Raw genomic sequence first — 24,596 nt, 5'->3', positions numbered from 1 at the left:
TATTTCATGAAACAGCAAAAAAATTAAAGCAATCAACATTACTAATCAATGCCTTACAAGCATATTCTAAGACAATTTCTATTCCGAGAAATATCCGTTATCCATACCTGCTGACCTTGACACCCTTAGTTCCCTTGTCTATTACAAAATAACAGCTAATAGAATATCACTCATAGACGGACCCAGCTATCATGAGAATACGGAAATCCGGTGTTGATCAGTCACTTGTTGAGATTCTTGACATACTGAAAGATCAGCTCAAAGGTTTTGGAGTTTGCTGGTTTTGGCAAGATGTCGATTTCGAACCCAACATGGAAAACTCCTTATATGCTGAGTCCGTAGATGCTGTCATCGACGTAGCTCCTTTTGTTTTTTTTGAACACGCTCAAAAAAATGCTTCACATTTCGAATGGACCGCCTCGGAGCTGACCTTTGAGCACAAAAACTATCACACCCACATCTATTGTGTGCCGGTCGATAAGCATGAAGACTCCATTCTCATGCTATTAAGTGAAACATCACAAAATTTACCCGAACACATTCTTGAAGAAATTTACTGGGCCACTCAATCCCTGGGGTTTAAACGAAAACTCATCTCAACAAACAATGAGCTAAGCGACTTACAAAATCACATGAGATACCAGGTGGTTTGGGCTGAGTGTATTGAGTGGACCAAAAACATAGTTAAAGAAGACAAAAATCTCTATCAGGAACTGTTAACAAGATTAATGCTCATCAGTAATTCAACCAAAGGCGCCATTTTGGTTGATGGCAAGGGAGAGTTCAGCGTTTGTAAAGGCTGCAAAAATGAAAGTATTAAAAACATTCTCAAGGTTTTAAGAGCCAAAGGCCATGACCTCGATAGAATGAGCGACTACATTCTGGAGAACGCTTCGCCGCAAAGTAACAACACCTCTCCTTTAGAGTTACACGAACACATATTGATTGGCCCTGCCAAAAGCGCAGCTCGTAATCGCAAAGTGACCATTGTTCTTTCAAAACCCAATATAAAGGCACCTTATACAATTACAGATCATGTTTATATAGAGCAGATAATTTCATCCGTCTTTATGGGTTTGGACAAAAACAGCCTGATGCGAGCACTAGCACGTTCCAATAAAGCTCTGAAGCATGAACAAGAAACTCAAAAAGAACTGATCCAACAGCTTCAGGAAGCTCAGGAACAATTGCTCCAGTCTGAAAAAATGGCCTCCATCGGCCAACTGGCTGCCGGGGTGGCGCATGAGATCAATAACCCCATCGGTTTTGTAAAAACCAATATTTCAGTGCTTGGGGAATACAGCCAAACCCTATTAGACACACTGAAAAATATTCGACAGCAATTAGATAAACACCCTGATCAATCTATCATTAAATACTTCAACAATTTATTAGAAGAGATTGATCTGGAGGAATTAGACGAAGATTTACCCGAACTTTTGGAGGATGCAAACGACGGAATCACCCGAGTCCGAGACATTGTTAATGACTTAAAAGACTTCTCTCGTACAGATACCGGGCACCTGGTCATGTGCGATATACATAACCCAATCAAAAAAGCGCTAAATATTGCACACAACGAAATCAAGTACAAAATAGATGTTGAAACAGATTATGCGGAAGACCTGCCGGACGTCGAAATAGTTGAATCTCAAATAGGCCAGGTTGTGCTCAACTTTATTGTTAATGCAGCCCACGCAATTGATGAGCGAGGCATCATTAAAATTAAAACGGAGCAGCTCAACGATGACCATATTTCTTTTTCTATATCCGACACTGGCCACGGTATTGACGAAACAACCCTAAAGAAGATATTCGACCCATTTTTTACCACCAAACCAGTAGGAAAAGGTACCGGGCTAGGTTTATCACTGTCTTACGGCATAATCCAACGCCACAATGGCAATATTAAAGTAGCCAGTAAAAAGGGCAAAGGAACAACCTTCACCACCATACTGCCCATAAAACAGCCTTTGGAAAAAGAAGAAACAGATGAGCAATGTAGCGCCGAATGCTAGAGCACAACTGCAAGAGAACGTGCTTTTTGTCGACGATGAACCACAAATACTCAGAGCACTGAAACGCTTATTCAAAAAGGCGTCATTTCAATGCCACTTTGCTGAAAGTGGCATTGAAGGCCTGGAAATGCTTAAAGACATCGACATTGACCTTATCGTTTCCGACATGCGTATGCCACAAATGGACGGTGCGGAGTTTCTCACCAAAGCTCGCCAGCAATTCCCTGCCGTTAAGAGTATATTACTCACTGGCCACTCGGATATCGCATCAACCATTACCGCACTCAATAAAGGTGGCATTTATCGCTACATCAGCAAACCCTGGGAAGATGAAGATTTAAAGCTCAGTATCGAGGAAGCCTTAAAAGTAAAACGGCTTGAACGGGAAAAACACCAGTTACTGGTTCTGACTCACCGTCAAAATAAGAAACTGAAATCATTTAATTCTGAACTGGAAGAGAAAGTAAAACAAAGAACGGAAGAACTCAGCCGCACCATGGAGCTTCTGGATCAATCCTACAACGAGTTGATCGACAGTTACGACATGTTTATTCGGGTTTTTTCCAGCGTCATTTCCAGCCGATTTCAGATTGAGTATCAACGCCCCACTTTAGTTGCTGAGCTTGCCAAAGACATAGCCTCTTATCTTGACCTACCCAAACCCATTATCCAGCAAGTAATGTATTCCGGGCTTTTGCATGAGCTGGGCAAGATAACCTTATCCGATGAAATTCTTTCAATGCCAGAACCTGAACTATCCAGGGAACAACTAAAAGAATACATTCGATACCCGGATCGTGGGGCTTCTATATTAATGAATATCAAAGGCCTTGAGTCTTGCTGTGAATTCATTACCCAACACTTAGAAAATCTGGACGGTTCAGGATACCCAAACAAGCTTGTTGCCAATGAAATGAGCTACGGTGCCAAAATTTTACGAATTTCTCGTGATTTCATAGGATTACAGCTCGGCCTTATCAATAAAACGCAACGCGACGCCAAGCAGGCTTTTTCCCATATCAAAGGCCGATCCGGTAAAATGTATGACCTGAAACTGGTGAACATACTACAAAAGTTGGTGGATGATTATGACCTATGCAGCCTATCGCCCAACCAATCCGCTATGGATGTAATGGCTTTGAAACCCGGAATGATAACCGCAACAGACATCGTCAATAACTTTGGTATTTTATTGATATCCAAAGGCAGGGTTATCACAGAAAAAAACATCGAACAGCTGATTACTATTGAAAAAGTAGAGCACTGTAAGTTGAAACTGATCGTTGAAACCGACAGCATCAAAGATAACTGACAGAAATTTTACACATACCTACCCTTCCCTATTGAATTCCGGCCAGATTGTCACCATGATTGTCTGATCAAACTCAATTTCTGCATCTAACCTGAGCCTCGCATGTACGAATTATCAGACCTTTTTGTATTGTTTATCCTGATTATGATTCTGAGCTACTGGTGGAAATCCAGAGGTCACAAAGAAATCGCATACAGGGCAGCCAAACAATATTGTGTCAATATGGACTTGGAGTTACTGGATCAAGCGGTCGCACTGCGAGGGCTTTGGTTTAAAAGAGACGAAGACGGCAGGCTTAAGGCCTGGCGTTCTTACATTTTTGAGTTTTCTAGCGATGGGGAGAGCCGCTATCAAGGTCGGGTTATTACTTTAGGAAATAAAATCCTGAAAATCGAATTAGAACCACACACCATGCATTAATGAATGCCATATTTACTCTATGATTGAAAAGCAACACTTATTGAAAATAGCCAACCTTAAAATGCCATTTGGTAAATACAAAGGTCGAGCAATTATTGACCTACCAGAAGAATACCTTCTCTGGTTTTCTAAAAAAGGGTTTCCTGAAAACGAATTAGGGTTATTACTTCAAATAGCACTTGAAATCCGCATCAACGGACAAGAAAGCCTTATTTATCCACTAAAGAACAAATAATACCGCATGCAAGATCACCTACTAGACCAAGTAAAAATCAAATACAGCAAGCGAAAAACCATTGGGCTATACGTCAGCTCAAATGGTCTTGAAGTCAGAGCGCCCCATCACACACCGAGCGACTTCATTCAGTCATTTGTGAACAGCAAAAAAGACTGGGCAAAAAATAAGTTAGTAGAACTGCAAGTTAAACAACACCAAAAGTTCAAGCTTGAAGACAAAGAGCCCATCACGATACTGGGTGAAACTTATACACTTAAGTTTATCTATGCTTCCAGTAGCGGGTGTTTTATTGATGAATCCAGCAAGCAATTAGTGTTTAAACTCACCCGAGATGACACAGCACTCATCCAAAAAACCTTTGCTTCGTTTCTGACTAAATTGGCTAAGGCAACAATTCCCAGGCTTGTTGAGCAGGTTTCAAAACCAAAAGGTTTGAATAACCGTATATCCGACATTAAATTCCGACGCACTAAAACCAAATGGGGGCACTGTACCTCGGACGGAGTCTTGCAATTTAACTGGCTGATCATGATGGCCCCGCTCAATGTTGTCAGGTATTTAGTCTGCCATGAGGTTGCGCACTTGGTTCACATGAATCATTCAAAGGCTTTTTGGGATTTAGTCGCAGAACTGGACCCTGATTATCTGCAAGCAAAGCAATGGCTTAAGAATGAAAGCTACCGGCTGAGTATTTTTTAATCTTAAATATTGCGGTCATTTTCACTTTTCGTTTCATTGAAACCACAACATTCATTAGATAAATACCAAAAATACATTTCATTGATTTCAATTATGAATTAAACATCTCTATTATACGCTTCGTAAACAAGTTTCTGATTTTCAAAACCCGGTTCTGAAAATCTTATGTACTCCACTTTTTTTTAAGGATAGTTACATGTCAGCTTATCAAGAAGACATCAAATCAATCTCAGCAGTTAAAGAAGCTGCTGGTGCTCCATGGGACGCTATTAGCCCAGAATCTGCTGCTCGTATGCGTGCACAGAACAAATTCAAAACTGGTCTAGACATCGCTCAGTACACTGCAAACATCATGCGTGCAGATATGGAAGCTTTCGATGCTGACAAAACTAAGTACACTCAGTCTCTAGGCTGCTGGCACGGTTTCGTAGGTCAACAGAAGTTGATCTCTATCAAGAAGCACTTCGGTTCAACAGAACGTCGTTACCTATACCTTTCAGGTTGGATGGTAGCTGCTCTACGTTCAGAGTTCGGTCCTCTTCCTGACCAGTCTATGCACGAGAAAACAGCTGTTGCTTCTCTTGTTGAAGAGCTATACACATTCCTACGTCAAGCTGACGCACGTGAGCTAGGTGGTCTTTTCCGTGAGCTAGACGCTGCACGTGAAGCTGGTGATTCTGCGAAAGAAGCAGAAGTTCTAGAAGCTATCGAAAACCACGAAACTCACGTAGTACCTATCGTAGCAGACATCGATGCTGGTTTTGGTAACGCTGAAGCAACTTACCTAATGGCTAAGCAAATGATCGAAGCTGGTGCTTGTGCACTACAGATCGAAAACCAGGTTGCTGACGAGAAGCAATGTGGCCACCAGGACGGTAAAGTTACTGTTCCTCACGCTGATTTCCACGGTAAAATCCGCGCTCTACGTTACGCGTTCCTTGAGCTAGGTATCGACAACGGTATCATCGTTGCACGTACTGACTCTGAAGGTGCTGGCCTAACTAAAGAAATCGCTGTTGTTAAAGAGCCTGGCGACCAAGGTGACGTTTACAACTCATTCCTAGACGTTGAAGAAATCGACGTAGCTGACATGGCTGAAGGCGATGTTGTATTTAACCGTGGCGGTAAGCTAGTTCGTCCTAAGCGTCTTCCTTCTGGTCTATATCAGTTCCGTCAAGGTACTGGCCATGAGCGTTGTGTATTTGACTGTATCGAAGCAATCAATGCTGGTGCTGACCTTCTTTGGATCGAAACTGCAGTTCCTACTGTACATGAGATCAAAGGCATGATGGACGAAGTTCGTAAGGTTCACCCTGATGCGAAACTTGTTTATAACAACTCTCCATCTTTCAACTGGACATTGAACTTCCGTCAGCAGACTTTTGACGCTTGGTCAGAAGAAGGTAAAGACGTTTCTGCATACGATCGTGCTAACCTAATGTCTGCTGAATACGACGATTCTGAACTATCAGCTGCTGCTGATGCTCGCATCAAGACTTTCCAGGCGGATACTTCACGCGAAGCGAACGTATTCCACCACTTGATCACTCTACCGACTTACCACACAACTGCGTTGTCTGTAGACAACCTAGCGAAAGAGTACTTCGGTGAGCAAGGTATGCTTGGTTATGTTGAAGGCGTTCAGCGTAAAGAGATCCGTCAAGGCATCGCTTGCGTTAAGCACCAGAACATGGCTGGTTCAGACATGGGCGACGACCACAAAGAATACTTTGCTGGTGAGAACGCTCTAAAAGCTGGCGGCGCTAAGAACACTTCTAACCAGTTCTAATTTGAATTGATTAGTTTTGTTTAAAAAAGGCTCACTTCGGTGAGCCTTTTTGCTATTCGCAAAATAATAATTCAACGCCGAAGTCCGAATTAATCAAGCATTTCCAATTTCTTTTTTCGCGACAGCCTTTTGATGGCGTATTCCCGCTTGCTGGCCGAAGACCTATCTGAACAGTGTTCTGAGTACACCAAAGTAACTGGCCTCCTGCTCCGGGTAAATTTAGCCCCTTTATCACTTGAGTTATGTTCTTTTACTCGCCGTTCCAAATCTGTTGTTATACCCGTATAGAGTGTGCTGTCAGAGCACTTCAACATATAAACAAACCACATAAAACTTCCAAACACCACCAGAACTGTTGAGAGCTTACCAAAGATTACTGCTACAATATCCCCTTTTTAGACACCTTCAATTTGTGGATAGATTATGAGCTTAAAGCATTGCATTGTGCACGGCATTCAACGCCCAGTGCCAGGCGCCGACATCAGAACCTTTGTCAGTGACAAAGAAGAAGCCTCAGAAGGCCCTATCGCTTCTTTATTTGAGCAATACCGCCAAGGGTTTCAGCGCAGTGCTCAAAAGCAGTTTGGTCACTTTGGTTCTCAGCAGGAACTGTCTATGTTACCAGGCTTAGCCCGTGACTTTCATGAGAGTAAATCTTCATTCCTAACCATGACTCAAACATTAATGGGCCACCTTCAAGAAGCGCTTGAGAAATACGAAGATCCATTTGATGCCAAAATTATTTTCGCCATTGATGACCTGATGGAACAAGATCAACTCTACATTTTCTGGGTAAATCACGTAGAAGCCATTCAGATTAACAAACACAATGAGCTGCAGTACATTGATTACGTCGACCCCACTAAAGTAACTTTTGGCTTTAAAGTTAAGTTCGACCAATGGCTGGAAGAAACATCGAATCAATACCTGACCATTTTAGGCAGTCGAGGCAACCCGGAACTGAATGAAGTGATGGAAGAGTTCGCAGGTTTTACGAAAGGTTTGGACAAAGTAGAACAAACCGAAGAATTCCTGAACATTGTTGAAGCATTCGCCGAAGCCATGCCGGACGAAAATGCGAAGGAATACCGTAGCCAGGTGATGGAATATTGTCTTGAACAAGACAAGTCCGGTATGCCCGTCAGCGTAAATGAGCTTTCATTTCAGGTTGACCAAAAAGAACCTACACGCTTTGCTCAGTTCGCTCAGGAACGGCAAACTGATCCAATGGACGAAATCCACACGGATCGAGCCAGATTAAAACGTTACGTGAGATTCACAGGCAGAGATAAAAATCTTAGTATCAGTTTTTCCTCAGACCGCTTTGGTGAAGGCATTATTTATGACACAGATAACGATGCACTCATCATCAAAGACATTCCAAAATCCTTGAAACAGCAACTGGTTAAGCATCAATTAAAGGGTTAATAACAGCTACCAGGCACCAGGCGTAACAAAGGTTACGCCTATGCCAGCTTGTCCGCCAACCCACTGAACCGCTCTACCGGATTCTGAACCGCCTCACTCAGCACTGCCGGCTGATAAAGCAAGGAAAGCCGTTTTTTCGCTCGGGTAATTCCTGTATACAACAACTCTCGGGTAATCACTGGCGACATTCTATCCGGCAAGATCATCACCGAGTGAGCAAATTCTGAGCCTTGAGATTTGTGAACCGTCATTGCATAAGCCGTTTCATGTTTAGGCACCCTGTTGGGCAATACAGATTTGAGCGTCTGACCCACTTCGAAATAGACGCGTAATTGCCCGGCTTCATCCGGCATAACCAAACCGATATCACCATTAAACAACTGCTGACCATAATCGTTTTGCAATACCATGATCGGTCGGCCTGAATACCACTCTGAAGTAGTGTCTATCAATCCTTTTTTAGCCAATCGATGTTCGATCTGCAGGTTTAAGCCTTCCACCCCAAAAATACCTTCCCGCAACGCACAGAGCACTCGGACATCAGAAAAGCGCTCCATCGCCTCGCAATGGTTTAATTCAGTCACGGCTTTTAGATATGCTTCATATTCCCTTGCCGCTTGATCGAGACACAAATTGTAGTTCGCTTCCGATAGCAAATACTGCCGAACATCAGCAAAATCGCCGGAACCGATAAAGTTGCTGACCTGACTTTGATCGCCACTGTTAACCGCTTTTGCCAATACACCGACCCCGGATTGAGCATCAAACCGCCGGCTGATTTTCAGCCAAGCAAGACAGTCCTGAAAACCGCCCTCTTTCGAGTTTTCATCCACTTCCAATTCATAACCCGTAACTGATTTAAGAAGTGAGGCATATTTCCGGCTATATCCTTTATCCATGACGCATAGGTCATTCAAGACAGACCCCGCTTCCACGGAAGCCAACTGATCTCTGTCACCCAATAATATTAACCGGCCATTTTTTGGCATAGCACTCAGTAATTTCGACATCATAGGCAAATCAATCATAGATGCCTCATCCACAATCAATACATCCAAATGGAGAGGGTTATCTTCATGGTGCCTAAAATTCACGTCATTAGGAATGCTGCCCAGCAAGCGATGCAAGGTGCTTGCTTCTCTGGGAATAAAATCCAGCAACACTTCATCAAGAGACAGATCAGAAACGGAAGACCGTATTGATTCAAGCATCCGAGCAGCAGCTTTGCCCGTAGGTGCAGCCAGTTTTATTTTCGGTAACGCGTGCCCCGAACGCTGAGCATACGTCAGCAAACCAGCAAGAATACGAACTACAGTATAGGTTTTTCCTGTACCAGGCCCGCCTGTGATCACAGACACTTGATTGGTTAATGCAACTGCCGCTGCCACCTTTTGATAATCAACCGCTGTAGAAGAGCTTGTTGTAGTCAAACCAACCTGAGTCGGCGCAGAAGAAAACAATGAATTAACAATCTCAGTCAATAGGGGCACGTTCATTTCAGGCTGCGAAGCGTACTCTATGTACCTCGCCACTTGCTGTTCGTAACACCAATATCGATTCAAATAGAGCTTACTGTCTTCAAGCACAAGCAATGATTGAGCTTCTGAACTATCAACAGAAAATTGCTCAAGCCATTGTTGATCAGAGTCGTAATCAAACGTCATAAGTTCTGTTTTTGCGACCAGCCCCTGCTTTTTTTCTTCAAAATCAAATGGGTCTTTTTGTTGGCTTACTTTAAGCAAGTCTACGCAAACATGCCCCCGACCCAAATAATGACTGACCAGCACACCATATTTAGCCGCAAGCTCAGCAGACTTCTCTGCCGTTGTTTTATCGATGGAAGAATTTGAAATTGTTTGATCAAAAGCAAACCGGGCAAACTCCAGGTCTATGCCGCGAATAAGGCCTAACTGATGATAATGTTCGAGCAAATTCAATGTTGCACTTTGCCTCAAAACAGCTCTCCTTGTTGACCATCCGACATAGGTTTGATCTCAGGCTGAGAAACCCTCTCACTGTCCTTACTCTCACCATAATCCCTAACCTCACCATGATCCATGGTTTCGCTCCCGCCCGCATTATTCAAGCACTCAGTAGTTTTTATGCCTGCAAATAACTGATCAAGTTGCTCAATCACTGATTTATCGGGTTTGGTAAAAAACACCCCTCGGGAAGCGTCTTGCTCCACTCCGCGTAAGAAAACATAATAAGCACCGCCGATGTGCTCCTCGTAATCATAATCCTTAATACGAACTCTTAAATACCGGTGCAAAGCTAAGGTATACAATAAATATTGAAAATCGTATCGATGATCCAACATAGCCTCGGCCATTGCACCCTGTGTATAAAAGGAAGAGTCAGCTCCTAGGTAGTTTGACTTCCAGTCCAGCACATAGAACTTTCCTTCAGACTCAAACGTTAAATCAATAAACCCCTTTAACATGCCTTGTACCTGACCGAACGACAAACCCTGTTGCGCGTTTTTACTTAAAGCATCTTGCTCAACAATGCCATTCACTTGGTCGCAGGTGATTGGTTCGGTAATCGGAATCAAGAACTCCATTTCAACCAGGCGTTGTGAGGCTTTGGTTTTTCTTAATACAGGAGCAATGTTTGATCCATTACGCTGGTTTAAAGGCGCTGAAAGCACATTCATTGCCATCTGATGTAAAACCTGAGTCCAGGACGCTAATACTGACTGTTTCGCTTCTGCCTGTTGCACTTCGTCCATTCGAGATAAAACATATTTTGGTAGCGCCTGATTCACCAATTCCATTCCCAGGTTATCGGCCTGAAGCAGATCAAAAATAAGTTGATAACTCTCTTCAGTTTCACACTCTTCGTAAACCAGCTCCTCAAATAAGGTATGTAAGAAGGTTCCTGCCTCTGCACCTTTTGGGAACGCGTGAACTTGAAAGCCATCCAATAGTTCGTCTGAGGCACTGTCTTTTGGGTCTTCGTAGCCTTTAACTTCCAGGCTTGCATCATAATCGACATGAGCCGACGCCAAGCGTGAATAGCTTGTCACCCACCAGTTACTTTCTACATCCCCTGAAAAAGAAGCATACTCAAGATCGGCATACACCTGCTTTTGTGACGTATAAAGCACCACATCGGCAACCTTTGGCGCAACAACAGCAATATTTGATGCAGAACACCACCGACTGACTTTATCCTCCACCGTCTCAGGCAATAACTGAATCTCATTAGAGTCCGTCTCAGTCCTCGCCAGTAAATAACCTAAACCGGTGGCAGCAACGTACTTTGGACAAATCTGAGGATCTGGCTTCTTTTTGGTGCCAGCCATCAGTCCGGGTAAGCCAAGAAAACACGCGTACACAGATCGGGTCAAAACCACATACAACAACCGGATATCTTCCGCTAGACGTTCTTTTTCCGCAGCATCCTTCGCTTCACCAGCCACATCTACAACAGCATCTCCTTGCTCATTATGAGAAATCGAAATTTCAGAGAAATTTGAGGGGTAGTAATAAGCCAAATAAGGCGCAAAAACAAAATCGTATTCCAAACCTTTGGATTTATGATACGTCACTACCTTGACCAGATTCTGCTCAGACTCCAATCTCAGCTGCTGCTCTTTGGCATTCTGGTTAGGCGTCAGAATACGTTCTTCAAGCCAACGAATAAGCGCAAATTGGCTCTCAAGTGATTTACTTTGCTGCTGCAGTAACTCCGTCAAATGCAGAAAGTCTGTAAGTCGTCTTTCGCCGTTAACTTGCTTCCTAAGCTTTATGGCCAAATCAAAGTCAAAAATTAATTGTCGAAATGCGGGTAAAATGCCTTGCTGTAACCAAACCAGCCGATAGCGCTGAAATTTAGAAACCACCTTCTCCCAAGCGTGTTCATCGACATTGAAGCGCTCAAGCTCCAATGCACTGAGGCCAAATAAATGGCTTCCCAAGGCCGACTTAAGGGTTTTATCGTTATCCGGGCTTTGAAAACCTTTCAGCAGTCGCAATACAACTCGTGCTTCGTCTTGCTCAAAAACACTGCTTCGATCAGAAGAATAAACACTCGCGATGCCACGATCGCTGAGCGCAGCTCGAATCCGGTTTGCCTGATTAAAGTTCCGCACCAGCACTGCAATGTCCGACGGCTTTAAGGCTTGAGCCTCTTGAGCGTTTTTAGTCAGTGTCAACAAGCCTTTATCTGATGCCGTAAGCAATGATGCAATTTCGTTGGCCGTCGCTTGCGTCATGTAATCAAGATATTCAGAGTCTTTTGAAAAAACATTTTGTTCATCCGGTCGCCAAAGTGTCATAGCAGGCTGAATGGAACCTTCCAGCGCCCAGGACATATTTACGGCATTGCCATTCGGCTTTACAGGGTCAAAAGGAATATCATTTTTATAAATGAATGGATTCACTGAACATTCAAATACCGCATTCACACTTCGGACCATATCCGCAGAAGACCGCCAGTTTGTATCCAACGTATAATGGCTGGAAACGGCTCGCCTTGCCCGCATGTAAGTAAAGATGTCTCCGCCGCGAAATGCATAGATGGCCTGTTTAGGATCTCCGATCATAAATAAGCCTTGCTTTGCCTGGCCTCCATAAACCCGTTCGAATATTTGATATTGAGAAGGGTCGGTGTCCTGGAATTCATCTACCATGGCCACAGGGAATTGCGTTCGTAACCGTTCAGCAAAGGCATCACCACTTTGGGGGTCTGATAGCGCCGAAACCAACCCTGTAATCTGATCATCGAAAGTTAGAAGCCGATGCTTTCGCTTATGCTTTGCGTAAATTTTACGAGCATTTCGGATGGCATGTTGTTTTAACTTGGTACTTAGCTCCGGAGGCGAATCTATAAAATTCTGAATGACCTCCGCTGTATCCAAGTCAAAATTAAGCGGCTTTTTTGTTTTAAGCTCAAGTTTAATCTTGCCAAAATGCTCCAACTCTTTAGGTAAATAATAATTCTCTATAGGCTGTTCCAACCAGGACCTTACAGAGGCAATCCAGCCAGGCAAATGCCTCTTCGAATAGGACCGACCATCCAGCTGTTTGTTTTCTGCCGCTTTGGTAATTCCCTCCGCCAACGCACCGAAATGCTCCTTCAACGTAGACTTAAAATCCCCGATACGAACCAGGTTGACAGCGTGCTCGGCTTCCAAATCATCAACCGAGTGTTCTTCAATAAAGCGAATCGGCTTTTCAGATAAAAACTTTCCAATTTCCAGAGACAACGCTTCCGGGTTTTTCCAACAAGACAAAACCACATTGATCAGTGCAGGAGAGAGTTCATAAAAGAAGCTGCGCCAATAATCCTTAACGGCCACCAGTTTTATCTCTCTGTCATCTTCACACATAGTGACAGAGAAGAAGTTACCCGACTCAAAAGCATGCTGTTGAAGCATCCTCATACAGAAACCATTGATCGTAAAAATGGCGGCCTCATCCATCTGACGTTCTGCAGCGCGTAACATATCAAACGCAGTTTTATGATCAGAAATGTCACGTAACAGATCATTGATGAACGGGTCTGTGGTCGAACCTAACCCAAACGCCTCCCTTGCAGCTCGAATACGCAACCTGATTCGATCCTTTAGCTCTTGAGTCGCGGCTTCAGTAAAGGTTACCACCAGTATCTGATCTACCGTCAGAGGCTTTTCATGAGCAGTACCTGTGCCTTGACCTGTGCCTTGATCAGAGCCATGACCCAATAACAGCCGAAGATACAGCCCTGTTATGGTAAAGGTCTTTCCGGTACCGGCCGAAGCTTCTATCAGACGCGAGCCATGAAGAGGAAACGTTAAGGTATTAAGCGGTTCAGTCACTGTCAGACTCCTCTCTGACAGAAACCAGATGCTCTGACATTTCAGCATAAAATGTCTGCGTTGTTTCTATAAAATCTGAAATCATGTCTTCATTAATTTCCGACCAACAACGGCTGACGTATTCATCACCTTCAAACCAACTATCTAAGGCATCCAGCAATGCAACTAACGCAGCTTCTTCACCGCCTCTTGGTGAGTTCAGTTTCTCCAGGTAAATACTGGCAACATTGACTTCAAAAAATAATGGGTGGTTTGAGCCTTCAATTTTGGCTTTCAGAAGATTCGACAATATTTGGGTCGCTTTGAGCTTATCAGTGACTTTGAACATCAGATGCTCTACTTCTGATGTCTTCGGGTTAAAGCCGATTAAATGAGTAGCTTCTGGTTGGTCAATGGCGGCACCAGCCAAATGATCCACCCATGCACTCATCAAATCTTTCGGTCTGACTCTGCCAACACGATAATTTACATAACCGGATGGACCAAGATTCGACAACCACCCTTCTAACCGAACCCTCGAATCATCAATCGCTAAATCCAGACAAACCTCCACCGGTTGCACTTGCTTAGGCACATAGGGCTTCACTTTGGTATACAAGTAATGCGTAGCCTCAACTTGTTCCTGAAGTACTAATGAACCAAAATTGCCGTGCGGTAGAATGCCCTGAGCCTGAACCCTCTCAAACAACTTTTGATCACTGTTTTCCTCTAACTCCGCTTCCCAATTTTCAGATAGAAAATAGGTCAACAGCTGATTTTTAAGTTGATACAACTGCAAAGCATCTAACTCAAAACTCTCTTCATCCTGTAACAAAGCATCGTACGAGTCGAAGTTCACGCTCAAACGAGATTTAAAAAAATATGAAACGGGGTTATTCCAGAACGCTTTTAAATCTTTGATTTCTACAAACTCAGGCCATTCACAGCCAGGTAATCTTTCAGCCATGAAATCCACTGCATCAGCCTCAAAACAGCCTTCAAGCTTTGCGATGTCGAACCAGTGCTGATCAAAACTTCGATAACCACCTTGTGTTGGCTGGTACTCTGATACGCTGTATGGGTTCAAGGCCCGTGTTGACACCAAGTGACTCAGCATTCTTTGAGCACTTTCGGCGGGTTTTAAATGCGAGTCGCCATCAAGCACAAAGCCGTCCGCACAATACTCCAGCAGCTCAGAGACCAATATCGAGGGGATGATATCGCTGTTGTCTCGAATGGACTTTCCCGTGTAACTGATCATCAGCTTTTCCTGAGCAGAAAGCACAGCTTCAAGGAACAAAAACCGATCGTCGTCTCGCCTTGAACGATCCCCATACTCAAAACGACCATGCATTAAATCAAATCCCAACGGGGTTTGCTGCCGAGGATAAGCATTCCCGTCCATACCCAACAAACAAACCACTTTAAACGGCACCGAACGCATCGGCATTAATGTACAAAAGTTAATCTGTCCGGCCAAAAAGCGCTGACTGATTCGCTGTTGAATCAATTTCTCAGACATCACTTCAAAAACAACTTCCGAAGAAATTTCTGATGAACGCTCCTCCGATGGGCCAACTTCAAACCCCGCCATGGATATTTCTTCTACCCATCGCGAGATGTTGTCTCGAATCAAATGAATCTGATGAGAGTCTTCTTCGTTGGTAGCCAAGAAACATTGATTCAGCAATTCATTCAATAATGCATGCCATTGCGACACAGCCATAGAGGCCTGAAAACGAGACCGTATATTGATAATCTCGTTGACTAAAATGCCCAACTTCCCTGCCAGCTCAGAAGACAGGCCCTGTATTTGATCGTACGATAAAACACCGTTCACAACCCCACTGGATTCTGGAATCGCGTACCCTGCAAGCATTCTTTTCAAGCCAAACAACCAGGTATTGGTCGTCATCTCAGGCAAATCAAATTCAACAGCAGATTCAGGCTCCAATCCCCAACGAATACCAACATCCCCAATCCAATGGGTCAACAAACTTAACTCGGACTCTAAAATCCCAAACCGTTTCAGAACCGAAGGAACCTGAATAAAGGCTATCAACTCAGAAGCGGTGCAACGATGCTCTTTCATGCCCAGCACCCACAAATAGGCTTGAACAACGGAATTGAACTGATTGGTCGATAAGTCAGAGATCGAGTATGGAATAAATTGTTCTTTCGGCTGAGATGAGAACACTGCATTGATGTACGGGCTGTAGACGTCAACATCAGACACCATGACAACCACATCTCTGGGATACAATTCAGAATCATCATTCATGAGGTCTAAAAGATAATTATGCAGCACCTCAACTTCACGCATGGGGGAGTGACACACACTCACTTTGAATGACGAATCTGTATGAGAAATGACTTCTTTAAAAACGCTGTCGGCATGCTCTTCAGTGATTGAGCGGTCATTCAGCATCAGCATGTCATTTTGAATATGGTGCAGCAATGAATCGTCAGCCGGCTCTACAAAGGCTTCTACCTCAGACGCAGTGCACTCGGATAAAAGCCGTTGCATGTCGCGCCCTACTTTCCCCCAGGAAGCCAATAAGCTATTTCCGGCTGAGCCCTGGATATAATCTTCAACTGGCGCTTTTAAAAGGTTTCGTTCAGGTTTATTTAAAAACGAAAGGCGCTGCTTATTAGCAAGCTTTGCAAGATATTTTTGATCCAGAATATCGCCCCAGTAATACTGGCAAGGGTTTGACAGCATAAAGTGAACATCAATGTGGTTTCCTAAAGCCGTTAATACCTCAAGATATTTTGGCGGCAAGGCTGAAACACCAAAGACAAAAATGCGCCTCAATGCTTTAATTTCCGCTGGGCAGCGCCCTCCTTTCAGGGTATCAATGCATCGCTGATATAAATTCGCCCTATGGTAAAAAGAAGCCCCTGAACCCACAGTATGCTCAAAGAGCGCCTTCCAAAGTTTCGACTGCCATGCGTCTTCTCCCTCAAGAGAAGAAACCAATGCTCCAGACTCCCACTGATTCACCCAATCTGACCGATACACTAAATACTGATCGAAAATATCAGCGATTTTTGCCGATAACTGATAGCCCTTAATTTGGCTGTCATCATCAGCTAAATAACTTGCTAAGGGTTTGAACTCATCTTGTGTCAGAAAATCTGGAATAATTTGCATTAAACGCCATGACATTTGCTCTTTCGAGAATGCACTTCGTTCAGGCACCTGAGGCAAAACCTGTTTAAAAATATCCCAAATAAAAGTCGCAGGTAATGGAAAATCAATGTTCGCCGCAATGCCAAACTGATCTGCAATTTGTAATTTCAACCACTGAGACATACCTGGACTTTGAACAAGTATGGTTTCGCTTGAAAAAGGGCTATCCAATGGCGATCGTTGCATAAGTTCAACGACAAGCGACTTTAGAATCGAAACATCATTTGAGTGATAAACAGTAAACAAATCAACTTTCCCGGTGTGTGATCAGGCGCTGCCCTAACCTTCTGTCAGCATAGGGTATTATCCAGAGTTATTCGTCCGCTTCAAAGAAAACAATGGTTTTCTAAATACAGATTTGATTCAAAAGGTAAATTTTGTCATTCTATGCGCCATAGTATCGACGACAGAACACTTTAAATTAAATAACTAAAGGATTAGTTGAATGATTTTTAAAGGAATAATCCTCTCAACGCTGTTTCTTTCTTCTTCCGTATTCGCTGGCAGTTTTGGTTGTAAAGATTCAAATGGCAAGCTGTACATCAGCAAAACACCTTGCTCGATGGAGCGCGCTTCCAGTTCAGGCCGGGGCTATATATCCGAACAAGATTTGCGTCACCTTACCTCGGCTCATGAGTCTTTAAATAGCAAAGCCAAGAAGAATAAAAAGAAGTACCTAAGTAACAACAAACTCCGCTCTGTAAAAGCCTGTTTTGCAACAACCGAATCGCCCCATGAAAAAGGCGAGTCCATTTCTTATCGGGGATTCAGGTTTAAGTGTATGCAGATTAAGCAGTCAAACAAAGAGAGTTATTCTTTTTATCCCATCGATTTACTTCGCCAATGCCGTTATAGACCCAACAACCCTGAATGCAACAGTTGGGATAACGAAACAAAATATCAGTTATTTGGGCAATTGTAGTCCTTTCTAGCCCTACTCCCTGCCAGCCGCTATGCTGGCAGTCACCCTTCTATATCCTCGACACGCCCAAACTTATCTATAATTAAATCAGGCATGAATTGGCCACAAAAGAAATAGGAGTGTTGTCGATGAGCACCTTACGAAAGACACCATCAACAAAAGTAAATACACCCAGTATGACCAAGGGTGGGACGACTATTTAAAGGGTGTACACCAAATAGACAATCCTTTCGCGGTAAATAACTGGAAGCATTATGAGTGGGAAAAAGGTTGGTTAGCCTCCAAAACACACGAAAAGATGGCCCACTAACAAGAAATGGATATCCGTTTAGAAATTATATTCAGATAATGTGTGCCCCTTGCAACTCCTCTTTTTGAGGCTCTTCAAAGTGCTGTTCCATCAAATCAAACATTCCTGAGCTCACCGCCAAAGAAAAGGTACTGCCTTTATTTGTATTTCTTTCAAGCACTCGTTTTCTACGAAGGTCAGCATCCGCCGTCACATAATAAAGCTGAAATGCCACTCTGTGCGCTTCAGCTTTGCTACGAACAAAATCCCTTAAGGCTTTTGTTCCTGCAAATCCATCCAGAACAATGGATATATCCTGCTCTAATAACTGATCGCATACATTCCAGATAGCCTCACGACATCTCGGGTATTTATCCATGGCCCAATGAGCAATAACGTCAGGAGATTCATCCATCAGGTCAGCTGGCGCTTCAGGAACAAACAACATGTTCAGCCAGTCATCTTCTGAAAAACGAATTGCTCCATACGTTTCTGATAGTTCATTAGCAACGGTTGTTTTACCTGCCCCAAGAGGGCCACACACTAAATGGATCATAGACCAGACCAATTTTAAAAATGCTCAACATGGAAGACATCCCCACCTTCAAAGATACCATGCAGTAGCACAAAAGTTGTAATTGATACGTACAAATAAAAACACCGAGCCATTCCTGGCTCGGTGTAAAGGTAGCAGTCTTTATAAACCAGCTAAGACTTTACTCTTAGTTCATATACGCGTTTACCCACTTCATCATGTCTTGATAAAACTGCTTTCGAACAGGCTCTTTGGACAAAGCTAAGTCATGAACACCGCCTTCAATTTTAATTTCCGTAACATGACGCCCCAAGACATCTGAGATACGATCAATATCAGTCACATCAAGAATGACATCCGTTTCCGTAAATTCTTCGCGCCAGAAATTCAGAATTGGCGTTGAAGATTTATCCGAATACATCACCAACACAGGCACATTCAGGTTGATTCCATTTTGTAAGCGCTGCTGTGCATCCATAATGCCCTTTAACCACCCCCAATAGATCGGAAAGCTGATGATCGGCTTCCAGTTCAGGTCATAGTTCCACTCCCCTCGTTCGGTGATATGAAGTGATTGACCGTACTGCTCAGGAATTTTCATGCCCGTCGCACCATAAGGATTCAACGCAGCAATCGTCTTCAAAACGCGAGGTATCAATAAACGTTCATTAATATTAATAAACGCATCATTGATATCAAAAAACGGGCCGTTATAGGCCACGGCATCAATGCCGGACTCCGGCCTGTCTTCAAGATACAAAGCTGTAATTAAGCCACCCGTAGAGTGGGCGTTCAGAAGCACTTTTTCGTTGTTGTCCTGATTGCGAATCACATCCAAAGCAGCATCCAAGTCTTCATAAAACTCTTCCACACTGAACATAAAGTTAGGATGCTGGTTAGGTAATAAAGAACGACCATGCTTTCTCAAGTCAATGGCATAAAAGTTATACCCATGTTCAACAAAGGTCTTCGCCAACTCCTCTTGGTAAAAGTAATCAACGAAGCCATGAACATATAAGACAGCTTTTGTTGAAGGTTCCTGGCTTTGCATTCGCACAAGATTGGCAGTGACTTTGCCATCGTAATCCTCTGTAAACGAGAACTCTTTTCTTTCAAAGCCATATATAACGTCTGGCGTCCAATCGGATGTAGCTAACAATTCAGCCTGTAAAGCAGAACAATAAAAAAGAGCTAAGCATGTGCACAGCTTCATTATGTATTTCATAGGAGGTCCTTTTGTAAATTAAATCCGGCAGTCAGTTTTAAAAGCAGACTTCTCTGAGCCTTTATTAAGCCAATAAAATTGAGCGCGCATTAAACCAATGAAATAACAAGATAACCCCTACCCATTCGGGTAGGGTAAAGCATCAAACAACTCAATTGAGAACAAGTCGACAAAAAAATTAACTGCAACAATTGAAAGTAGCTCATTGATTTAAAAGATTTTCTATCCCCTACATATTGGGATAATTTGGCCCACCACTGCCTTCAGGCGCAACCCAGGTAATGTTTTGACTTGGGTCTTTAATGTCACACGTTTTACAGTGCACACAATTTTGAGCATTAATCTGTAATCGAGCTTCGCCTTGTTCTTGTATGATTTCATAAACGCCTGCCGGGCAGTACCTCTGGGCTGGCTCCTCATAAATAGCTAAATTATGACTGATCGGTAATTCACTGTCCCTTAACTGCAAATGACAGGGCTGATCTTCTTCATGGTTGGTATTCGACAAAAATACGGACGTTAATTTATCAAAACTGATTTTGTTATCTGGTTTAGGGTAATTGATCTTTTTCGATAACTGAGCTGGCTTCAAACACTCATGATCAGCAATAGGATCGCTTAAAGTCAGCGAAGATCGTCCCTTAAAGAGGCCATATTCTATAAAACTGAACGCAGAACCAAACAACATACCAAACCGGTGCATGGCTGGTGCTACATTTCTTACCGCATAGAGTTCTTTGTATACCCAAGACTGTCGAACTGCTTCTGGGTAGGACTCTAAAACCTGCCCCCCTTTGTCCCCTCCTTTTAACGCTTCAAAGATAGACTCTGCTGCAAGCATTCCGGTTTTCATCGCCGTATGATTGCCTTTGATTTTTGCGTAATTCATAAACCCTGCTTCGCAACCAGACATGAGCCCCCCTGGAAAAACCAAAGTTGGGATGGCCTGCAACCCGCCTTTATTCAACGCTCTGGCACCATATGAAATCCGTTTCGCCCCTTTTAAATATTTGCTGACCAAAGGGTGGTGCTTCCATCGTTGCAACTCATCAAACGGGCTGACATAAGGGTTACTGTAATTGAGATCAGTGATTAGCCCTAGCGCGACCTGATTTCCTTCCCCATGATACAAAAAACCACCGCCCGTCGTATGACTCTCCGTCAATGGCCAACCGAATGCATGAATGACTTTTCCTTCTTCATGTAAACTGGGATCAATCTCCCATAACTCTTTGATACCTAATGCATAGTGCTGAGTTCCTGAATCCCTTTCCAGGTTATAACGGGCCATTAATTGTTTGCCTAATTGACCTCTACAGCCTTCGCTGAACAGCGTGTATTTAGCGTGTAGCTCAATGCCCGATTGAAAGCTCTCTTTAGGTTGACCATTTTGATTAACCCCCATATCCCCTGTAGCTACACCGATCACACTATTTTGATGATCGTAGAGCACTTCCGTCGCTGCAAAACCAGGATATATCTCAACACCCAAGCCTTCTGCCTGCTCTGCCAGCCAGCGACATAAGTTCCCCATGCTGATGATGTAATTGCCATGATTCACATTCATTCTTTCACCAATAAATTTAGGAAACTTAATGGCACTGTGAGCGGATGACATAAAATAGAAGTCGTCTTGATTTACAGGTACTGTAAGCGGCGCCCCCATTTCTTTCCAATTGGGAAACAGCTCATTCAACGCGGTGGGTTGAAAGACAGCACCAGACAACGTATGAGCGCCAATTTCAGACCCTTTCTCAATCAGACAAACGGACAACTCTATGTCTGCTTCCAGTGCCATTTGTTTGAGACGACAAGCCGCTGAAAGACCAGACGGGCCACCACCGACAACAACCACATCAAATGCCATGACTTCTCGAACAGGACGCTTATTGTTATCTGAATTTATATTATGAGTCATATTGATCCCCTCAATCACTTTTGGTGAATCAATAGCTTAAGAACTTACAACGCGGGAGAGATCACCCCAAGGGGTTAATTCCTCCAAATAAAGGGGTGAATCTTATAGATCCCAAAAGGCTAATTTTACTATTACAGGCTCGGTTGAGTGACTTTGAGCATGGCTTCCCGTCGATTTTCAACGCCAATTTTTCCATAGAGATTTCTGACATGTACTTTCAGCGTATTCACTGAAATAAAAAGCTGATCCGCAATTTGCTGATTGGACTTGCCTTGGGCAATAAGTTCAAGGACTTGCTGCTCCCTGTTCGTTAAAGGGTCGGCTATTGTTTGAAAGGCATCCGGTAAAACATAGCCAGTGAAATCATCACTGGTTGGGATATCGACCGAATCCAAACTATCATTCAGCGAATCACGCATACTTACCGGCAACTGCAACAGCCAGTCGGCGACTCTGGCTTTTTGCTCCGGTTCCCCTTCTTTTATGATCTGCGGGATCAATTCCATCGATTTATCCCAGACATCATGACCCAGAGACATCTCAATGGCATCAATCAAACATCCATTGTTTTCCAGCCATTCTATGGATGATTCAACGTAAGAGGCTAATTCATCCCCCATCTCTCGACTTCCGGTTTCCTGAAGAAAGCTGCGGAACAGATCATGATAACGATACCAGGTTCTATGATTATCCAGAGGAATGACAAACAGGCTGAGCTTTTCCAGTTGATCAATCACTTGATAACTGTCTCTACGCTTGAATACATGGTTGCACAAACCCGCAGTAAATCGGTTGGCCCGAGCTGTAACCATCAGAAAGTGTTGCGTTTCTTTCGTTAAAGAAACAAATACCTCATCAAATAAATAATCCGAGATGGTCCGATCCAAAAATGAATCACTTTTCACCAACCACTTAGTGGCCTCAACCGTGCCCATTCGCTTTTTCTGGAGTAACAGAAGCTGTAACCCCGTTGGCCAACCCTCTGTATATTGGTAAATTTCTGAGACTTCCTGACTGTCGATCGGCGCTTCAAGCTGTAAACGAATAAGACTCTCTGCCTCTTTCTTATTAAACGTTATTTGAGCCTGATTGAGTTCGAGTAATTGATGATTTGCTCGTCTTTTTGCTAAATAAATGTCCGGCTCAATGCGCGACGTCAACACCACCCGTACATTCGCTGGAAGGTGGTCAAAGAAGAGATTTATGGCCTTGAGTAGTTCCGGGTGGTTCAGATGGTGGAAATCATCGAGCACAATGGAAACGGCATCCTCTGAGTGATTCATCACAGTGAGCTCGTCCAAATCATTTAATAATGATATGACAACAGCCACGGCTGATGCGCTATTTACCACCAGTTTCTCGGCTTCACTGCCAACGTTCGGAAGAGCCTGTTGAATAGCAGTCAGAGCATAACGCCAAAAAATAGCTGGTCTGTTATGTTCTTCACCTAAACTTAACCAGCAGAAGGTTTGATGATGCTGGTGCAACCACTGGCTCGCTAATGTCGACTTACCGTAACCTGCCGGGGCACAAATCAGCGCAATTTTACCTCCGGGTAACGTTTCCAGCTGCTGAATTAAACTCGTTCGGGCGACGTGCGCAGCATTCAGTGGCGGTAAGTAAAAACGAGATTTAAGCAGCATCCGGCTCAGTCCAAGTAATCCAAAGCTAAAGCATACTCAGCTACCGGGTAATATTCAAAGAGGATCAGACAATCAAATTCCAATTCATCACTTCAAGAGTGTTTATGACTCAATGTTTCATCAATCAATAAAGATAACCACTGCATATATGGTGTGCCACCCGTGCCTCTCGGATCACTTACTTTGCTAGCAATGTAGTCATGAGCCCATTGAATATGAACCGATCGAAAGCTCGCCATGGCATCCAACACGGCGTTAAACGCCTCCTTATCAGCCCTATGTTTGAAATCAGACAAAGACTCTACCTGAATTAATAATGCTCTATGCTCGGCAGGCATATAATTTCTCATGTCTTTGAGATGATCAAGCAATACTGAGGGCTCATGGGGTATTTTCATGAGTGCTTCAAGCAGTGGCATGATGCTGCTCTGTGCGCCCGTTTCACCTCGGTAGTCCATAGGCGCCATTTCAACTCCCTGATAGGTTACCTTTTCAAAAAAACGAATGTAGGGTCTGAACCGTTCAAAATACAATTCGGGCGACATAAACTCGGGAATTCGCTTCAGAACCGCAACCTGCTGCAAGATAACACCTGCTATTCGATGTAGCGCCTGTTCCAGATTTTGCGAAGGTCGATTTAGCAGATTTTCAACTTCTTCAACAATCGCCTGAGCTTTGGCTTCAATATCCACATGAATCAAAATAAACCAATGCTCATCGTAAAGATGAACAAAATTCTGAAGGGTATCAATATTCCCTAATTCTACGGGTTTATTAACATCAAACCGTTTCCAGTTATACAGAGCATAACCGTCGTAACTCAGTATGGGTGGCCGATTCAATAGATTGCATGCATGAACAAAAGGAAGCGCAAGATTTTCCGGTAATGAGTGAATAGCCTCCTGCCCCACCTGATTGATATAACCAGAGACGACAAACCCCAGCCTTAAGTAATACAGCCGAAGCTCCGGAAGATTCTCAGCCTTAACATTTGTTTCAGGCCAGAACGGAATGTTGAGATGACTGACGTATTCACGAAAATCCTTATTAAGCAATAAACTGGGTAAATCTCGCCCCAGTACATTGATAAATTCAAATTCAGGGTAAAGCTCAAAATGATAGACAGGGTCTTGGGATGGCAGAAAGCCACGAGGGAAATGCGAGGTAATCATGTTTCCTCCTTAA

17 protein-coding genes are annotated in these 24,596 nt (G+C 43.5%); 8 read left to right on the top strand and 9 right to left on the bottom strand.

The window, feature by feature from the left end; translation table 11 throughout:
• Positions 1-191: 191 nt before the first annotated feature.
• The 6 genes from ABD744_RS07160 (at position 192) to ABD744_RS07135 (ending at position 6,476) form a co-directional block, all read left to right on the top strand.
• On the top strand, positions 192-2,018 hold the full coding sequence (locus ABD744_RS07160; protein WP_344796904.1) for a sensor histidine kinase: 1,827 nt from the start codon (positions 192-194) through the stop codon (positions 2,016-2,018).
• On the top strand, positions 1,993-3,330 hold the full coding sequence (gene nosR / locus ABD744_RS07155) for a response regulator c-di-GMP phosphodiesterase, NosR family (protein WP_344796902.1): 1,338 nt from the start codon (positions 1,993-1,995) through the stop codon (positions 3,328-3,330). Before ABD744_RS07160 ends, nosR begins: the two co-directional genes overlap by 26 nt.
• 102 nt (positions 3,331-3,432) lie before the next feature.
• Positions 3,433-3,750, top strand: a complete 318-nt coding sequence (locus ABD744_RS07150; RefSeq protein ID WP_344796900.1) for a DUF3301 domain-containing protein — start codon at positions 3,433-3,435, stop codon at positions 3,748-3,750.
• Positions 3,751-3,769: 19 nt separating this feature from the next.
• Positions 3,770-3,985: a DUF3820 family protein gene (locus ABD744_RS07145; RefSeq protein ID WP_344796898.1), complete on the top strand. Its 216-nt coding sequence runs from the start codon at positions 3,770-3,772 to the stop codon at positions 3,983-3,985.
• 6 nt (positions 3,986-3,991) lie between these two features.
• Positions 3,992-4,687, top strand: coding sequence for a M48 family metallopeptidase (locus ABD744_RS07140; protein ID WP_344796896.1), 696 nt, complete (start codon positions 3,992-3,994; stop codon positions 4,685-4,687).
• Positions 4,688-4,883: 196 nt separating this feature from the next.
• Complete coding sequence (locus tag ABD744_RS07135; protein WP_344796894.1) at positions 4,884-6,476, top strand: isocitrate lyase; 1,593 nt, start codon at positions 4,884-4,886, stop codon at positions 6,474-6,476.
• Positions 6,477-6,565: 89 nt separating this feature from the next.
• Here ABD744_RS07135 and ABD744_RS07130 read toward each other — a convergent pair whose 3' ends face one another.
• Positions 6,566-6,805 (bottom strand): GIY-YIG nuclease family protein, encoded by a 240-nt coding sequence (locus ABD744_RS07130; RefSeq protein WP_344796892.1) that lies wholly within the window; start codon positions 6,803-6,805, stop codon positions 6,566-6,568.
• 94 nt (positions 6,806-6,899) lie between these two features.
• Between ABD744_RS07130 and ABD744_RS07125 the strand changes: the two genes are divergently transcribed.
• Positions 6,900-7,904, top strand: coding sequence for a nucleoid-associated protein (locus ABD744_RS07125; protein ID WP_344796890.1), 1,005 nt, complete (start codon positions 6,900-6,902; stop codon positions 7,902-7,904).
• A gap of 38 nt (positions 7,905-7,942) precedes the next feature.
• On the opposite strand, the gene recD is transcribed toward ABD744_RS07125, so the two are convergent.
• Genes recD through recC form a run of 3 tightly spaced genes read right to left on the bottom strand, consistent with a single transcriptional unit; the run spans position 7,943 to position 17,125 of the window.
• A complete protein-coding gene (gene recD / locus ABD744_RS07120; RefSeq protein WP_344796888.1) occupies positions 7,943-9,859 on the bottom strand; it encodes an exodeoxyribonuclease V subunit alpha in 1,917 nt (638 codons plus the stop codon).
• Positions 9,856-13,707, bottom strand: coding sequence for an exodeoxyribonuclease V subunit beta (gene recB, locus ABD744_RS07115; protein WP_344796886.1), 3,852 nt, complete (start codon positions 13,705-13,707; stop codon positions 9,856-9,858). The genes recD and recB overlap by 4 nt, the downstream gene beginning before the upstream one ends.
• Positions 13,700-17,125: an exodeoxyribonuclease V subunit gamma gene (gene recC, locus ABD744_RS07110; protein ID WP_344796884.1), complete on the bottom strand. Its 3,426-nt coding sequence runs from the start codon at positions 17,123-17,125 to the stop codon at positions 13,700-13,702. Before recC ends, recB begins: the two co-directional genes overlap by 8 nt.
• A 199-nt stretch (positions 17,126-17,324) precedes the next feature.
• On the opposite strand from recC, the gene ABD744_RS07105 reads away from it, so the two are divergent.
• Positions 17,325-17,801 (top strand): hypothetical protein, encoded by a 477-nt coding sequence (locus ABD744_RS07105; RefSeq protein ID WP_344796882.1) that lies wholly within the window; start codon positions 17,325-17,327, stop codon positions 17,799-17,801.
• A gap of 341 nt (positions 17,802-18,142) precedes the next feature.
• Here the strand turns inward: ABD744_RS07105 and ABD744_RS07100 are convergent, their stop codons facing one another.
• The 5 genes from ABD744_RS07100 to ABD744_RS07080 form a co-directional block, all read right to left on the bottom strand.
• Positions 18,143-18,646 (bottom strand): P-loop nucleotide/nucleoside kinase family protein, encoded by a 504-nt coding sequence (locus tag ABD744_RS07100; RefSeq protein ID WP_344796880.1) that lies wholly within the window; start codon positions 18,644-18,646, stop codon positions 18,143-18,145.
• Between the two features lie 166 nt (positions 18,647-18,812).
• Positions 18,813-19,850, bottom strand: a complete 1,038-nt coding sequence (locus ABD744_RS07095; protein WP_344796878.1) for an alpha/beta hydrolase — start codon at positions 19,848-19,850, stop codon at positions 18,813-18,815.
• A gap of 229 nt (positions 19,851-20,079) precedes the next feature.
• The gene (locus ABD744_RS07090) at positions 20,080-21,768 is read right to left on the bottom strand and encodes an electron transfer flavoprotein-ubiquinone oxidoreductase (RefSeq protein ID WP_344796876.1); all 1,689 of its coding nucleotides are present in this window, start codon (positions 21,766-21,768) and stop codon (positions 20,080-20,082) included.
• Positions 21,769-21,899: 131 nt separating this feature from the next.
• The gene (locus ABD744_RS07085; RefSeq protein WP_344796874.1) at positions 21,900-23,411 is read right to left on the bottom strand and encodes a winged helix-turn-helix domain-containing protein; all 1,512 of its coding nucleotides are present in this window, start codon (positions 23,409-23,411) and stop codon (positions 21,900-21,902) included.
• A 92-nt stretch (positions 23,412-23,503) separates the two neighbouring features.
• Positions 23,504-24,583, bottom strand: coding sequence for a PrnB family protein (locus ABD744_RS07080; protein ID WP_344796872.1), 1,080 nt, complete (start codon positions 24,581-24,583; stop codon positions 23,504-23,506).
• Positions 24,584-24,596 lie beyond the last annotated feature (13 nt).

This window comes from Litoribacillus peritrichatus, assembly GCF_039537985.1.
Taxonomy (GTDB): domain Bacteria; phylum Pseudomonadota; class Gammaproteobacteria; order Pseudomonadales; family Litoribrevibacteraceae; genus Litoribacillus; species Litoribacillus peritrichatus.
This window is presented reverse-complemented; position numbering and strand designations above follow the sequence as displayed.